General features: G+C 64.4%; 15 protein-coding genes and 1 pseudogene. 3 read left to right on the top strand and 13 right to left on the bottom strand.

Annotated features, from left to right (window positions below; all coding sequences use genetic code 11):
* The first annotated feature begins 46 nt into the window (after positions 1-46).
* The gene (locus V6657_RS20475) at positions 47-838 is read left to right on the top strand and encodes a LysR substrate-binding domain-containing protein (RefSeq protein WP_248694730.1); all 792 of its coding nucleotides are present in this window, start codon (positions 47-49) and stop codon (positions 836-838) included.
* Here the strand turns inward: V6657_RS20475 and V6657_RS20470 are convergent.
* From V6657_RS20470 to pip, 4 genes are all read right to left on the bottom strand, one after another.
* On the bottom strand, positions 826-1908 hold the full coding sequence (locus V6657_RS20470; RefSeq protein ID WP_171017976.1) for an alanine racemase: 1083 nt from the start codon (positions 1906-1908) through the stop codon (positions 826-828). The two genes, V6657_RS20475 and V6657_RS20470, sit on opposite strands and share 13 nt — an antisense overlap.
* Positions 1909-1985: 77 nt before the next feature.
* Positions 1986-2648 (bottom strand): HAD-IA family hydrolase, encoded by a 663-nt coding sequence (locus V6657_RS20465; RefSeq protein ID WP_137884781.1) that lies wholly within the window; start codon positions 2646-2648, stop codon positions 1986-1988.
* A 94-nt stretch (positions 2649-2742) separates the two neighbouring features.
* Positions 2743-3648, bottom strand: a complete 906-nt coding sequence (locus V6657_RS20460; protein WP_048934740.1) for a LysR family transcriptional regulator — start codon at positions 3646-3648, stop codon at positions 2743-2745.
* A gap of 9 nt (positions 3649-3657) precedes the next feature.
* Entirely contained in the window at positions 3658-4611 is a 954-nt protein-coding gene (pip, locus tag V6657_RS20455; RefSeq protein ID WP_048934741.1) for a prolyl aminopeptidase, read from the bottom strand.
* A gap of 190 nt (positions 4612-4801) precedes the next feature.
* On the opposite strand from pip, the gene V6657_RS20450 reads away from it, so the two are divergent.
* A complete protein-coding gene (locus V6657_RS20450) occupies positions 4802-4948 on the top strand; it encodes a hypothetical protein (RefSeq protein WP_021193148.1) in 147 nt (48 codons plus the stop codon).
* Between the two features lie 56 nt (positions 4949-5004).
* Here V6657_RS20450 and V6657_RS20445 read toward each other — a convergent pair.
* The 4 genes and pseudogenes from V6657_RS20445 to V6657_RS20430 form a co-directional block, all read right to left on the bottom strand.
* Positions 5005-5100 (bottom strand): annotated as a pseudogene (locus V6657_RS20445) (PKHD-type hydroxylase); the annotation flags it as partial.
* A complete protein-coding gene (locus tag V6657_RS20440; protein WP_248694731.1) occupies positions 5097-6548 on the bottom strand; it encodes a ClcB-like voltage-gated chloride channel protein in 1452 nt (483 codons plus the stop codon). The pseudogene V6657_RS20445 and the gene V6657_RS20440, both read right to left, overlap by 4 nt.
* A gap of 52 nt (positions 6549-6600) precedes the next feature.
* Positions 6601-6918 (bottom strand): YciI family protein, encoded by a 318-nt coding sequence (locus tag V6657_RS20435; RefSeq protein WP_048934742.1) that lies wholly within the window; start codon positions 6916-6918, stop codon positions 6601-6603.
* 119 nt (positions 6919-7037) lie between these two features.
* Positions 7038-8036 carry a quinone oxidoreductase gene (locus tag V6657_RS20430; protein WP_048934743.1) on the bottom strand — a complete coding sequence of 333 codons (999 nt, stop codon included), beginning with the start codon at positions 8034-8036 and terminating at the stop codon, positions 7038-7040.
* Positions 8037-8233: 197 nt separating this feature from the next.
* On the opposite strand from V6657_RS20430, the gene V6657_RS20425 reads away from it, so the two are divergent.
* Complete coding sequence (locus V6657_RS20425) at positions 8234-9106, top strand: LysR family transcriptional regulator (RefSeq protein ID WP_048934744.1); 873 nt, start codon at positions 8234-8236, stop codon at positions 9104-9106.
* A gap of 106 nt (positions 9107-9212) precedes the next feature.
* On the opposite strand, the gene V6657_RS20420 is transcribed toward V6657_RS20425, so the two are convergent.
* The 5 genes from V6657_RS20420 to V6657_RS20400 all read right to left on the bottom strand — a co-directional run bounded on the left by V6657_RS20420 (position 9213) and on the right by V6657_RS20400 (position 13779).
* Positions 9213-9938: an ABC transporter ATP-binding protein gene (locus tag V6657_RS20420; protein ID WP_048934745.1), complete on the bottom strand. Its 726-nt coding sequence runs from the start codon at positions 9936-9938 to the stop codon at positions 9213-9215.
* Positions 9935-10714 carry an ABC transporter ATP-binding protein gene (locus V6657_RS20415; protein ID WP_048934746.1) on the bottom strand — a complete coding sequence of 260 codons (780 nt, stop codon included), beginning with the start codon at positions 10712-10714 and terminating at the stop codon, positions 9935-9937. Before V6657_RS20415 ends, V6657_RS20420 begins: the two co-directional genes overlap by 4 nt.
* 7 nt (positions 10715-10721) lie before the next feature.
* Positions 10722-11618, bottom strand: coding sequence for a branched-chain amino acid ABC transporter permease (locus V6657_RS20410; RefSeq protein ID WP_048934747.1), 897 nt, complete (start codon positions 11616-11618; stop codon positions 10722-10724).
* A gap of 13 nt (positions 11619-11631) precedes the next feature.
* Positions 11632-12513 carry a branched-chain amino acid ABC transporter permease gene (locus tag V6657_RS20405; protein WP_048934748.1) on the bottom strand — a complete coding sequence of 294 codons (882 nt, stop codon included), beginning with the start codon at positions 12511-12513 and terminating at the stop codon, positions 11632-11634.
* Between the two features lie 105 nt (positions 12514-12618).
* Positions 12619-13779: an ABC transporter substrate-binding protein gene (locus V6657_RS20400; protein WP_048934749.1), complete on the bottom strand. Its 1161-nt coding sequence runs from the start codon at positions 13777-13779 to the stop codon at positions 12619-12621.
* Positions 13780-13893: the final 114 nt, after the last annotated feature.

Genomic DNA, 13893 nt, shown 5'->3' with positions numbered 1-13893 from the left:
GGAGGCGCAGGTGGGTGCTCGACTCTTCGACCGCACAACGCGAAGCATGGACATCACCGCCGTCGGGCGCGATTTCCTGCCGGTAGCGGAGCGTGTGCTGGCCGATCTGGACACCGGACTGGCGACCGTGCGGGATATGAACCTGAAGCGCAAAGGCAGCGTGACGGTGGCGGTAACGCCAATGCTGGCCACCAGCTTCATGCCGAGTCTCTGCGCCGAGATGCGCAAACAGTTTCCTGGCGTGCGGGTCGTGATCCGAGACAGGTTGGCGATCGACAATATCCAGAGCCTTCGCTCTGGCGAGGCCGATCTCGCCATCGGCAATTTCGGGCTCGTCGATCACGATGTTTCTCTCACGCTGGTCGAGGGTAGTCGGGTTGGTGTTGTCATGCACGCGCAGCATGCGCTGGCACAAACGGCGCATGTCGAGTGGACACAGTTGGCGCAAGAGGCATTGATTCTGTTGAGCCGCGAAAGCGCGTTTCGCCAGTTCGTTTTGCAGTCGCTGATGAACGCTGGCATGACCTGTACGCCCGAGTACGAGGTCGCCTACATGGGGACCGCGCTTGGCCTGGCTCAGGCCGGGCTCGGTTTGGCAATCTGTCCGTCCCACGTGGCACAGACATTGGACCCGCAATGGCTGACCTTCCGGCCCTTGGTGAATCCCGTTTTGCACGACGGCGTCTATATCGCCACGCTGAAGGGGCGCACGCTCTCGGCGGCGGCGCAAGCGTGCCTGGATGTGGCACTGGCAGGACGGCCGTGGCCAGCATTGGGCGCGCTGCAAGGCGAGCCGCCTGGGCCTGGCGGCGGCCCTGACGCGCCTCACCAGCCGTGAAATCGCCCCCACACCTCCACCCCGCCACGTGACGACACTGCGTGATACTCGGGAAATTGTGCACCCGTTGCGCACGCATGGTTCGGCAGGATGCGCAGCTTCGTCCCGACCGGGAAGCGCGCAGCAAGATCGTCGCGAACCGAGCCGTCACTCGCGGCAAGGATGCCGTGCTCCTGGTTCGCGCCAATCAACGTGAGCCCGTCGAACGGCGTGCCATCGAGCGCGCAAGGCTGCCCGTAGCCGAAGTCGTGCGACTGCTTGGCCGTGCCACGGTCACGGCTCATCGCCATCCAGCCCGCATCCACGATCCCCCAGCCCTTGTCCGCTTGATGGCCGATCACGGTGGTCAGCACACTCAGGGCAATCTCGTCGATCTTGCACACGCCCACGTTGTGCATGACCAGATCGAAGAACACGTAGACACCTGCGCGCACTTCGGTCACGCCTTCCAGGTGCGCCGTCGCCAGCGCCGTCGGTGTAGAGCCAACGCTGACTGCAGCACACGGAATGCCCGCCTCACGCAAACGCTGCGCGGCGCGCACGCAACCGGCACGCTCCTGCTCGGCCAGCGCAGCAAGCGCAGCCTGGTCATGCAAGTCGTAGCTGGAGCCGGCGTGCGTCATCACGCCGCCCACCTCGATGCCACCTGCTTGCAGGATCCGCCCCACCTCCAGTAGCGCATCCTGCTCGGGCGTAATGCCGGAGCGGTGGCCGTCGGTGTCGACTTCGATCCACACCTCGCAGCGCTCGCCATGCGTGCGGTAGTGCTCGACCACGGCGTTGGCGGCCTCCACGTTGTCCACCACGAGCTTGAGGCTGCAGCCCTGGCGGTGCAGCGCCATCGCACGCGGCAGCTTGGTGGCAACGATGCCCACGGCATACAGGATGTCGGTGATGCCAGCAGCAAAGAACGCCTCGGCCTCTTTCAACGTGGATACGGTAATGCCCTGCGCGCCGGCCGCCACCTGCGCACGCACCACGTCGAGGCACTTGGTGGTCTTCACATGCGGGCGGAATGTCACGCCCAGCGCGTTCATGCGCTGCTGCATGCGCGTGATGTTGTGCTGCATGCGCGGCAGGTCGATCAACGCGGCGGGCGTGTCGAGTGCATCAAGGCTGCTGGTGCTGGAGGTCACGGTTGTGTTCCTTATGCGGCAAAGCGGCTGGCCCAGGGCACGAGCCCATCCAGTGTTGGCGATTCAATTTCCGGCGGCTGCGCACCGTCTACCAGCGAGAGGCCGACGCGGTTGTGCCAGTACGTGCGCAAACCCACCGCTGCCGTACCCAACATGTCGTAGCTGGAACCGGCTACGAATGCGGCATCTGCCGCCTTCACGCAAAGCTGCTCCAGCGCCATGCGATATGGTTTGGGATCGGGCTTGTAGACACCCGCCTGCTCGGCGGTGATGACGACATCCCAGTCAACGGGCAACCGCGCTGCCGCCTGCCGGCCAAGCCGTTCCGAGCAGTTGGTGACGACGGCCAGCTTGCAGTGCGGTTGCAGTTGCTTCAGCGCTTGGGCAGCACCGCTCCAGGGTTCAAGCTGCAACCAACCGGCTTCCAACGCATCAGGCGCCGAGGGCGGCAAGCCGACGTTCTGTGCCGCCTCCCGCACCATAGCCTCATAGGGGACGTACGTGCCGCAGCCGTACGTGAGCCGCAGATACTCCGCCCGCCACGTTCGGCCCGCCTGCTGTGAGCCAGCCGCGCGATCCCACAACGACCACGAATCCAGCAGCGCAGTCAGCAGATCGAACAGGATGGCCTTGGGATAGCCCGGGGAAGAAGTGAAGGAGCTCACGCTTGTCACCTGCAAATCGGCGTTGATTGATGCAACGGATTGTAGGCAGCGTCAGCCGGCTTGAGGTGAAGCCAGCTTGATTCAAAGATTCAGTACAGCTACATCATGCGCGCCATGGCGGCTGCGGCTTGAAGCGGCTCTGCAGAAACTGCATGAAGTGGCGCGTGCGCTGCGGCAGCCCCGCGCGGTTGTGCGTGAGCGCGATCACGTTGGCGTCCGGCGCCTTCCAGCCCGGCAGCAGGCGCACCAGCCGCCCAGCGCGCAAGTCGTCCGCCACATCCCATTCGGAGCGCAGGATCGCGCCACGCCCCTCGCAGGCCCAGCGGCGGATCACATCGCCGTCATTGCAGATCAGCTTGGCTTGCACGCGCACGCTGCGGCTTGTGCGGCCCTTGCTGAAATGCCAGAGCGACACGTCCTCCTTGTTCTCGCGCAGCACGATGCAGGGCAGCGCCGCGAGATCGTCGGGCATCTCGGGCACGCCGTGGCGCTTGATGAACGCAGGCAACGCACAAAGCATCCGCGCATTCGGTGCAATCGCGTAGCCCACGAGGTTGGACACCTGCAGCGCGCCGATATGGACCACCACATCAAAACGCTCAACCGCTTCGGTCAACGGTGCATCGGAGAGCATCAGTTCGATGTCGACGTCGGGATGCTCCTGCTGGAAGTCACGGATGACCGGTGCGATGTAGCGCCGCCCGAAACCCAGCGGCGCGTTGACCTTGAGCGTACCCACCAGACCACCCTGGCGCGTTTGCAGATCCTCCGACAACGCATCGAGCTGCCGGATCAACTCCGCGCCGCGCTCGCACAACAGTGCGCCCTCTTGCGTAAAGCGCAGGCTGCGCGCGGTGCGGTCAACAAGCCGCGCGCCCAGCTTCTTTTCCAACTGCTGCAGACGCTGCGACACCGCCGAGGGCGTCAGGCCCAGCGCCCGCGCCGTGGCAACCAGGCTGCCGTTTTCCTGGATGGCCAGCAGGAAGCGCAGATCGGCGGAGTCGGTCATGGGTGCGCTTTACTTGCCGGCAAAGCGATCGGTGGCGGCGACGAGCTGGTCGAGGATGCCGGGTTCGCTCCATGCATGACCCGCCCCTTCGATCAGGTGGAAATCCGCGTCGGGCCACGCCTGGTGTAGCGCATAGGCATAGCGCACCGGGCACGGCATGTCGTAGCGGCCGTGCACGATCACCCCCGGAATGCCGGCCAGCTTGTGCGCCTCACGCAGCAGCTGCCCTTCTTCCAGCCAGCATTGGTGCGTGAAGTAGTGGTTCTCCAGCCGCGCGAAGGCCAGGGCGAAGTGGTCGTCGGCGTGCTTGGCGCTGTTGCTCGGGTCGGGCAGCAGCGTGATGGTTTCGCCTTCCCACACGCTCCAGGCGCGGGCGGCTTCGATCTGCTTGGCGACGTCGTCGCCGGTGAGCACCTTGCGGTAGGCAGCGATCATGTTGTCACGCTCCGCCTCGGGGATGGGCGCCTGAAAGCGTGCCCATTTCTCGGGGAACATCTCCGACACGCCAAATTGGTAGTACCAGCGCAGCTCGGCTTGCGAGACGGTGTACACGCCGCGCAGCACCAGTTCGCTCACGCGCTCGGGATGCTTCTGCGCGTAGGCCAGCGCCAGCGTCGAACCCCAGGAGCCGCCGAACACGAGCCAGCGATCGGCGCCGGCAATGGCACGCAGGCGCTCGATGTCATCCACGAGATGCCAGGTGGTGTTGGCCTCCAGCCCTGCATGGGGCGTGGAGCGCCCGCAGCCGCGCTGGTCGAACAGCATCACGTCGTAGCGCGCGGGGTCGAACAGGCGGCGGTGGTCGGCTGAGATGCCGCCACCCGGCCCGCCGTGCAGAAACACCGCTGGCTTGGCACCGGGCGTGCCGACACGCTCGTAGTAGATGGTGTGGCCGTCGCCCACATCGAGCATGCCGGTTTCGTACGGTTCGATGGGTGGATATAGGGTGCGCAGTTCTGACATGTCGGTTTCCGAGTGGAGAAAGATGCACCGATTCTACAAACACGGTGGCGCGAAAGGCGTCCGATCAGAAGGTGACGATTTCGTCGCATCAATGTGGCGATGAGGCGACACAAACAGGCAAAAATTGCTGCAACGCAATATTACGATTAACATAGGGTAATCCCTAGGTTATCGCTCAGAAGGAATCATCATGGAAGCCGCCGCTCTCAACGCCGCCCCCACCTCCCGCTTCGCCCGTTTCTGGCAAGTCCTGCGTCGTGAAGCCAAGCGCGCCATCGCGCTGCACGTGGAGAGCTGCGGCATGATGGCCGAACTGTATCGCCGTTCGGGCCGCTAAGCCCGCCTGTGTTTTTGCGTCGCATCATTCATCGGACGCGACGCAGGCATCTCAGCTCAGGTTTCAGGCCACTGCCGCATCAGGTTGTGATACACGCCGATCAGCGTGCGGCGCGCGGTGGCATCCGCCTCGGCCTGGTTGAGCGTACCTATTTCTGCGTACCGTCCGGAGGCATGGACGACACGGGGGACGACGGGCTCTGCGCGCTGTTCGTATCTTCGCCCGCCTCCTTTTTGTTCTGTGCCAGCGCCCGCGCATAGACAGACGGTGCGCCTGCGGCATGCGCAGTCACATAACCGGTGATGCACGCCAACATGAGCGGCAGCACCACCTGGTATGACAGCGTCATCTCAAAGATCATCAGGATCGACATGAGCGGCGCATGCGTAGTGGCTGCCAGCAGCGCGCCCATACCGACCACCGCATAGCTGATGGGAACCGGCGCCGCGCCGGGTAGCAACGCGTGCATGCCCGTGCCGTACAACAACCCCAGCGCCGCCCCGCAGAACAACGTGGGCGTAAACACCCCGCCCACCGCGCCCGAACCCGCGCTGGCTGCCGTCGCCACTACCTTGCAGATCAGCACCAGCGCCACGGTCTGCCACAGCCACGGCTGGTGCAGGAAGCTGTTGACCACGCTGTAGCCGTTGCCCCAGACCTCAGGCAACTGGGTCGACAACGCACCCACAATCAACCCGCCCAGAGCCAACCGCAACGTCAGCGGCAACTTGGTACGGGCAAAGACATCACGTGCGCGGTCAATCAGCCCCAGCAGCAGCGGCCCTGCCATGCCCGCCGCCAGGCCGAGCCCCAAATAGGTCAGCACTTCCCAGCCGGACACAAAATCGAAATGCGGCATCTCATAGACCGCACCGTACCCGAAGAACTGGCGCAACACGATGTCCGCCGTCACGGCCGATACCAGCATCGGCCCCAGCGTGGCCATGGTGATGACGCCGAAGACGATCTCGCTCACAAACACGGCACCCGAGATGGGCGCGTTGTAGGCAGAGGTGATGCCTGCTGCCGCCCCGCACGCAACCAGCAGACGCAGTTGCTCGACCGAGACCGGTCTGATGTGCCCAAACCCGCGCCGCAGCGCGCGCCCCAGCAGCGAGCCGCACATCGCCGCCAGTTGCACCATCGGCCCTTCCCGCCCGATGGACGCGCCGCTGGCCACCGAGCACAGCGACGACGCACTGCGTACCAAGCTCTGCCGCGCGCTCAGCACACCGTCTCCCACGGCGATGGCTTCCATATAATCTTCCGAGCCTTTGCGCGGAATCCATTTCAGCCCGATCTGCAGCGTGAGCCCAGCCAGCACGCCGCCAATGGCCGGCACCAGCAGACGCGCCCACCACGGCAGCGCGCGTGCCGTGGCCACCAGCCCCTGGTCGGTGCCGGAGAGCCACCACTGCAACTGGCGCAAACACTCGCGAAACAGGATCGTCGACAAGGCACCCGCACAGCCGATCACAGCGGCATAGACGAACACCAGATGCTCGCTGCCGAACGGCAACCGCGCGACCACGCGCTGCCACCACGCAGGGCGCGGTGATGGGGTGGGCGGTGGTGTCGACGTATCCGGAATGTGGGTCATGACGGCCCCATGAACGGCAGGCCATCATGATAGCGGGCGCACTGCGCAGGGATTACGTCGGCGTGCTCACGGCCCCGTCAACAAACCACGCTTCTGGCAAGCCCGCCACGCGCCGGTTCGGGCTCCACGTAATGACGCGCGCCTCGACCAGGTTTTCCAGCACAAATGGATCGCGCGCCACGATGGCATCGATCTCCTCGCGCGACGCAGCGCGCGCCAGGATGCCGCCGCCTTCGCGCGGGAAGAACGGTCCGGACATCAGGAAGTGCCCGCTCGCGTAGTGCGCGTCCAGATGCTCGCGGTGGGCAGGCAGCACGCGGTCCATCTCGGACAACGGTGCGCGGTAGGTGAAAAGAATCAGGTACAGCATGGGGAGACTCCTTGTGCGTGATGCGTGAAGTGGGATGAAACAACGCGACGCGAGACGCCGCTACCGTGCCGGACGCCTCGCAGAAACGGGTACGGGGTGCGCCGCAGAAATGGGTACGCTCAGGGCCGCAGCAGCAATGCGCCCGTAGTTTGGCCGGCCTCCAGCGCCGCGTGCGCGGTGGCTGCCTCTTCCAGCGCATAAGTACCACCCACCGGCACACGCGCCCCTTCGAGCATGCGTTGCAACGCGGCCTGTGCACCGGCGCGGTAGCGCGAGAGATTCGCCATGTAGCGGAACACACCCGGCCGCGCCAGCGCGATGGAACGTGAGGGCCCTAGTTCAGAGAGGTCGACAGGGTTCGTTTGCGTATTGCTGACGTCGCTCGCCTGGCCGATGCTCGCCACCATGCCGAATGGCCGCGTCACCGCCAAGGACGTTTGCAGCATCGCGCCGCCCACACCGTCAATGACGTAGTCGACGCCTTCACCATCAGTTAATCGCAGCACGGCTTCGCGCACATCCTGTTGGCGGTACAGCACCACGTGGTCTGCGCCATGGCCGAGCGCGGTGGCCGCCTTGGCTTCGCTGCCAACCGTACCAATCACCCGCGCACCCACGCGCTTGGCCCACTGCACCAGCAGCAGGCCCAGGCCACCGGCTGCCGCATGCAAGAGTACCGTGTCGCCAGCCTGTACCCGGCGTACCCGGGACAGCAGCATGTGTGCGGTGATGCCGCGCAACAGCGTGGCTGCGACAGTCTCGTCATCCAGCGCGTCCGGCAGCGCGATCGCGCGCTCCGCACGAATGTTGCGATGGCTTGCATAACCGCCGGGCGCGCCGTCCATCAGCCCTGCCCAGGCCACGCGCTGGCCCACCACAAAACCGCGCACGTCCGTACCAATTGCTTCCACCGCCCCAACGCCCTCCACCCCCAGCACGGCCGGAAACGCCGGCACTGGGTACAGCCCGGCACGGTGATACACATCCACAAAGTTCACGCCGATGGCGGTGTGGCGCACCGTCAGTGCATTGGGGGCAGGTGGCGACAGCATCAGACTGGTGGGCTGTAAACCCAATGCTGGAGCGGGTTCACGGAGTTGAATGACCTTGGCATGCATGGCAAATGTCCTCGCAGAAATGGGTACGCTTTTCAGTTTGTGATGGTGTGTACCGTCACCATCACGTTGTGAAACAAGCGTATTCCGTTCAGAATCACCCGGGAATTCGTAAAAACTGACCATCTTCTGTGCAAAAAAGCCCAGATGGACCTAAGCGAGCGCTGACGAGCGCCGCGGCGGTTGAACCTTCTTCTTCCTTGCAGTGGGATGACGTGCGCTACTTCCTTGTATTGGCGCGCGAGGGCAGCCTGTCGGCCGCGGCACGTCGGCTGGCGGTGGAGCACACCACGGTGGCGCGGCGTGCCGATGCACTGGAGCAATCGCTGGGCGTGCGGTTGTTCGACCGCCTGCCGCGCGGCTGGCGCCTGACCACGGAAGGCACCGCACTGGCCGAGCGCGCAGAACGGATGGAGCAGGAGGCCGCCGGCTTCGCCCGCGCAGCGGCGGGTGCTGGCAGCCTGCGCGGGACGGTACGCATCTCAGCGCCGCCCACCATTGCGAGCCACTTCATCGCACCGCACTTGGCCGCGCTGCACCGCCAGTGGCCAGGTATCAGCTTGGTGCTGCTGGGCGAGACGCGCAACGCCAACCTGATGGCGCACGAGGCCGATCTCGCCATCCGGCTGTCGCGTCCAACCGCATCCACGCTGGCCACGCGGCCACTGGGCGATCTCGGCTACGGCCTATACGCAACGCCGGAAGTCCTCGCACAACCCGAAGCGGAATGGGAGTTCATCGGCTACGACGAGCGCCTGCGCCACGTGCCGCAGCAACGCTGGCTGGACGCGTACGCGGGCGAGCGCCGCGTAATCCTGCGCTGTAGCGATCTGGCGGCAATCCACCAGGCAGCGCTGGCGGGATTGGGTGTGGCAGCGCTTCCGCACTTCCTTGGCGCGCCCGCAGAAACGGGTACGCTTTTGCGCCGATTGCCGATCGACGACCCCGCACTACACCGGGAAATCTGGTTGGCGATCCACCCGGACGTGCGTCGATCACCGCGCGTGCGGGCTGTGGCCGATGCGCTGATCGCGTTATTCGATGCGCAGCGGCACGTTTTGGCGGGGCACTGAACGTACGCAGAAACGGGTACGCTCTTGGGGAAGTGCACGCAGAAATGGGTACGCTTTGAGATAAAAAACCGGCGCCAGGAGGTGGCGCCGGTTGTCTTTTACACGCTCAGCCGCCCAGGTAGGCTTCGAGCACGCGCGGATTGCCCAGCAGGTTTTTGCCGCTGTCGGCCAGCACGATCTGCCCGGTTTCGAGCACATAGCCGTGCTGCGCAATCTTCAGCGCCTGCCGCACGTTCTGCTCCACCAGGAAGATCGTCAGCCCTTCGGCGTTGATCATGCGCAGGATGCGGAAGATCTCCTGCACGATGATCGGCGCCAGGCCCATCGACGGTTCATCGAGCAGCAGCACGCGGGGGCGGGCCATCAGCGCACGGCCGATGGCGAGCATCTGCTGCTCACCGCCCGACAGGTTGCCGGCCAGGCCGTCGATGCGCTCCTTCAAACGCGGGAACAGGTGAAACACGCGCTCCAGGTCGGAGGCGATCTGCCCACGGTCCTTGCGCGTGTAGGCACCAAGTTCGAGGTTCTCGCGCACGGTCATGGTGGTGAGCGTCGCACGCCCTTCCGCCACCTGCACGAGGCCACGCTGCACGCGCTTGTGAGGCGACCACTGCGAGACGTCTTCACCCTCGAACAGGATCTGGCCGCGCACCGCGCCCTGTGACTTCGGGATCAGGCCTGAGAGCGCCAGCAGCGTGGTCGACTTGCCCGCACCGTTGGCGCCCACCAGCGAGGTGATCTCGCCGGCCTTGAGCGCAAAGTCGATACCCTTGACGGCCGCGATGTGCCCATACGACACGTCCAGCCCTTTGACTTCCAGCAGCGTGGTCATGCCGTGGCCTCCTCAGCTTCGTCATCATCGCGGCCCAGATAAGCCTCGATGACTTGCGGGTTGTTGCGGATCGCGTCGGGCGGCCCTTCGGCGATGATGCGGCCGAAGTTCAGCACGGCAATGCGCTCGCACAGGCCCATCACGAAGCGCATGTCGTGCTCGATCATGAAGATCGTGTAGCCGCGCGCCTTGATGTTCTCGATCTCGGCCATCAGGTCGACCTTCTCGCCGGTGTTCATGCCGGCGACGGGCTCGTCGAGCAGCAGCAGCTTGGGTTCGGTGGCCAGGGCGCGCGCGAGTTCGAGCTTGCGCTGATCGCCATACGAGAGGTTGTCGGCGGTGTCATGCGCCTTGTGGTCGAGCTTGACCCACGAGAGCAGCTCCAGCGCACGGTCACGCGCGCGGCGCTCGGCAGCGCGGTACTTCGGTAGCGACAGCAGCAGCCCCGGTGCGCCGTAATCCAGATGCCGGTGCATGCCCACCACTACGTTCTCCAGCAGCGTCATCTCCTTGAAGATGCGGATGTTCTGGAACGTGCGGGCAATGCCCATCTGCGTGATCTGGTGCGGCTTCTTGCCGACGAGGTTTTCGCCGTTGAAGGTGAGCGAGCCGCCCGTGGGTGCGAGCAGGCCAGTGATCAGGTTGAACACCGTCGTCTTGCCGGCGCCGTTCGGGCCGATCAAACCGAAGATCGAACCTTGCGGCACTTCGATGTTGACGTCCTGCAGCACCGACAGGCCGCCGAAGCGCTTGGAAATGGATGCGAGTTTCAGCATGGCGGCCTCAGTGCGATTCATTGGAAGCAGCCGCGCCGGGCATCGTGCCGCCGCGCTTGATGCCGAACCAGCGCGCGAAACGCGCCGGATCCCAGATGCCCTTGGGCAGGAACAACACGATCACCATCAGGATCACGCCGTTGACGACGAGGCGGAAATCCTTGAACGCGCGGAGCAGCTCGGGCAACAGCGAGAGGATCAAAGAGCCCAGCACCGGCCCGGTCAAGCCATTGGTGCCACCCAGGATCGTCATCGTGAGGATTTCCACGCCGCGGTCGAAGCCAAACTCGTTCGGGCCGATGAAGAAGGTCAGATGCGCGTTCAATGCGCCCGCCAGGCCGGCGATGGCCGCGCCCAGCACGAATGCCAGCAGCTTGGTACCCGCCACGTTGATGCCCATCAGGCCTGCAGCGGTTTCGTCTTCCTTGATGGCCTCGAACGCGCGGCCCACCTTGGAACGGCGCATGCGTGCCAGAACGAACAGCGTCAGCAACACCGCCAGCGCCACGTGCCACCACTGCGTAAGCTGCGGAATGCCGTTCAGGCCCAGCGCACCACCAGTCCAGTCTTCGGTGTTCAGAATCAGCACGCGCACCACTTCACCAAAGCCCAGCGTGGCCATGGCCAAGTACACGCCCGACAGCCGCAGCACCGGCACGCCGATGATGAGCGCCACCACAGCCGGTGCCGCCATGCCGCCAGCCAGCGCTACCGAAAACGGCATCTCGGCATTCATCGTCAGCAACGACGCGGTGTACGCGCCGATGCCCATGAACGCCGCATTCGCCATCGCCAGCAAACCGCACGACAGCGTGAGATAGATGGACAGCGCCAGCAGCGCGTTGATGCCGAGCGTCAGCACCAGGTTGCTGTAGACCGACCAGAAGTTGTCGAACCATTCCATGTCGTCGGTCTCCTTATGCCTTGCGTTCCAGCACCTTGCCGAACAGCCCTTGCGGCCGCACCAGCAGGATCAGGAACAGCAAACCGAACGCCACCGCATCGCGCATGGTCGAGCCGATGTAGGCCACCGACAGCACCTCGGCAAACCCCAGGAACAGCCCACCCAGCATGGCGCCGCGAATGTCGCCCAGGCCACCCAGGATGATGACCGCGATGCCCTTGTGCAGCATCGGCTGGCCCATCAGCGGGAACACGGCGTTGGAGTACAGGCCGATCAGCACGCCAGACAACCCGCCCAGCGCAGCCGCGGCAAACGAGGTCAGCAAGAAGAGCCCTTCCACGTTGATGCCGAGCAGCGCGGCGGCTTTCGGCGATTCCGCAATCGCCCGCAACGCGCGACCGAGTTGCGTGCGCTTGAGCAGCAGCATGAGCCCGGCCATCAGCACAAACGACAGCACGATGATGCCGAGTTCAAGCGGCGTGAGATGGATGCCGCCCAGGTCCAGCGACGCATCCGACACGAGCCCGGCCGGGAAGCGCATATTCTCCGCACCGAACACGCCCTGCATGGCGTTGTTGATGGCGATGCCCGCACCAATGGTCGCAATCATCGGGATCAGGTGAGGCGCGTTGCGGCGGCGCAGCGGGCGCAGTAGCAGCACATCGATGATGAGCCCGGCCACGCCGCTCACGACAAAGCCGACGGCCAGGGCCACCCACAGCGGCAGTTCAAAATGGTTCACGACCTGCAGCGCCGCATAGGCACCCAGCATGAAGACCGCGCCGTGCGACAGGTTGATCACGCCCAGGATGCCGAAAACCAGCGTGAATCCCAGGGCGAACAACGCATACACGCAACCGAGCGACAGCGCATTGACGAGTTGCTGTTCCAGCATGATGAATCAGATGAAGGTGTGACCGAGGTTGCCCCAAGCCACAAAAAAGCGATGGGGCGTAGGTTTAGCTACGCCCCGCGTTTTGGTCTCAAAGCTGACCGGAAATTACTTCTCGATCGTGTACTTGCCGTTCTTGGTCACGCTCACGATCGGCGTCTGCACGGCGTCATAACCGGCCGGCTTGCCACGCGCCGTCACCTGGCGGAACGCAAACGCACCGGTTGCACCCGTGTGCTTGACCGCCGGCAGCGCATCGCGGATGGCCTTGCGATCAGCTTCCAGGTTGCCGCTGAACTTGACCGCCTTCAGTGCCTTGGATGCGATGTACAGGGCGTCATACGCCTGCGCTGCGAACTGGTCCGGCGCAGCCTTGTACTTGGACGTGTAGGCGGTAATGAACTTGCTGTTCTCGGCCGTGTGGTTCTCGATCGACCACGGGCTGCCCACCCACAGGTTGTCGGACTTGTCCTTGGCTAGGTCGAACACCTTGACCGAGTTCATGCCGTTGCCGCCGATGACCGGCACGTTCAGGCCAAGCTGGCGCGCCTGCACCATGATCGGACCACCTTCTGCAATCAGCGCCGACAGCACGATCGCATCCGGATTCGTCGCCTTGATCTTGGTGAGCTGGGCCTTGAAGTCCACGTCGCCCTTGGCGAAGGTTTCGATGGTCGTCACCGGAATCTTCAGGTCTTCGAGCGCCTTCTTGAAGTTGTCGTAGCCGCTCTTGGTGAAGACATCGTCGTTGCCGTAGAGCACGGCCACCTTCTTCACACCGGCCTTCTTCACCACGGTCTGGATGGTGGCCGGCAGCACGTCGGCTTCGGTCACGGAGTTGCGGAAAACGTAGTCGCCAATGCTGGTGATGCCGTCTGCCGTGTTGGAGGTGCCGAACGCCACCGTCTTGGACGCCTGTGCAATCGGGTCAGCCGCTTGTGCGGAGTTGGACAACGTGGGGCCGAACACCATCGCCACCTTGTCCTGGAAGATCAGCTTCTTGAAGACGTTGATGGCTTCTTCCTTCTTGCCCTGCTCGTCTTCGATCACCAGCGCGATCTTGCTGCCATTGATGCCGCCAGCGGCGTTGATCTCGTCCGCCGCCAGCTGGAAACCGTTGCGGATGGCCACGCCGTATTGGGCTGCGCCGCCCGACAGTGCCTCAGCCACGCCGATCTTGATGTCTTGCGCTGCCGATGCCGCGCCCGTTGCGATTGCCGCCCCCGCAGCCACTGCCGTCAACAGCAGCTGTTTGATCATTTTTTTCATGCGAACCTGCTCCTTGTTTGTCCGTCGCGATTGCGTGAATGCGATTCGTCTCGAAGATGCGCTGGCCCAACACCGTCGCTCCCCCGCATGCGCCCTGCATCGCGTCCGGCCGCG

It is taken from the genome of Ralstonia sp. RRA (assembly GCF_037023145.1).
Lineage (GTDB): Bacteria > Pseudomonadota > Gammaproteobacteria > Burkholderiales > Burkholderiaceae > Ralstonia.
The sequence above is the reverse complement of the archived record's forward strand: the minus strand, read 5'-3'. Positions and strand labels throughout refer to the sequence as shown.

Coding starts and splice junctions, on each gene's coding strand:
- V6657_RS20475 (WP_248694730.1), top strand. CDS start 47: ATGGACATCACCGCCGTCGGGCGCGATTTCCTGCCGGTAGCGGAGCGT.
- V6657_RS20470 (WP_171017976.1), bottom strand. CDS start 1,908: ATGCAGCACAACATCACGCGCATGCAGCAGCGCATGAACGCGCTGGGC.
- V6657_RS20460 (WP_048934740.1), bottom strand. CDS start 3,648: ATGACCGACTCCGCCGATCTGCGCTTCCTGCTGGCCATCCAGGAAAAC.
- pip (WP_048934741.1), bottom strand. CDS start 4,611: ATGTCAGAACTGCGCACCCTATATCCACCCATCGAACCGTACGAAACC.
- V6657_RS20450 (WP_021193148.1), top strand. CDS start 4,802: ATGGAAGCCGCCGCTCTCAACGCCGCCCCCACCTCCCGCTTCGCCCGT.
- V6657_RS20440 (WP_248694731.1), bottom strand. CDS start 6,548: ATGACCCACATTCCGGATACGTCGACACCACCGCCCACCCCATCACCG.
- V6657_RS20435 (WP_048934742.1), bottom strand. CDS start 6,918: ATGCTGTACCTGATTCTTTTCACCTACCGCGCACCGTTGTCCGAGATG.
- V6657_RS20430 (WP_048934743.1), bottom strand. CDS start 8,036: ATGCATGCCAAGGTCATTCAACTCCGTGAACCCGCTCCAGCATTGGGT.
- V6657_RS20420 (WP_048934745.1), bottom strand. CDS start 9,938: ATGACCACGCTGCTGGAAGTCAAAGGGCTGGACGTGTCGTATGGGCAC.
- V6657_RS20415 (WP_048934746.1), bottom strand. CDS start 10,714: ATGCTGAAACTCGCATCCATTTCCAAGCGCTTCGGCGGCCTGTCGGTG.
- V6657_RS20410 (WP_048934747.1), bottom strand. CDS start 11,618: ATGGAATGGTTCGACAACTTCTGGTCGGTCTACAGCAACCTGGTGCTG.
- V6657_RS20405 (WP_048934748.1), bottom strand. CDS start 12,513: ATGCTGGAACAGCAACTCGTCAATGCGCTGTCGCTCGGTTGCGTGTAT.
- V6657_RS20400 (WP_048934749.1), bottom strand. CDS start 13,779: ATGAAAAAAATGATCAAACAGCTGCTGTTGACGGCAGTGGCTGCGGGG.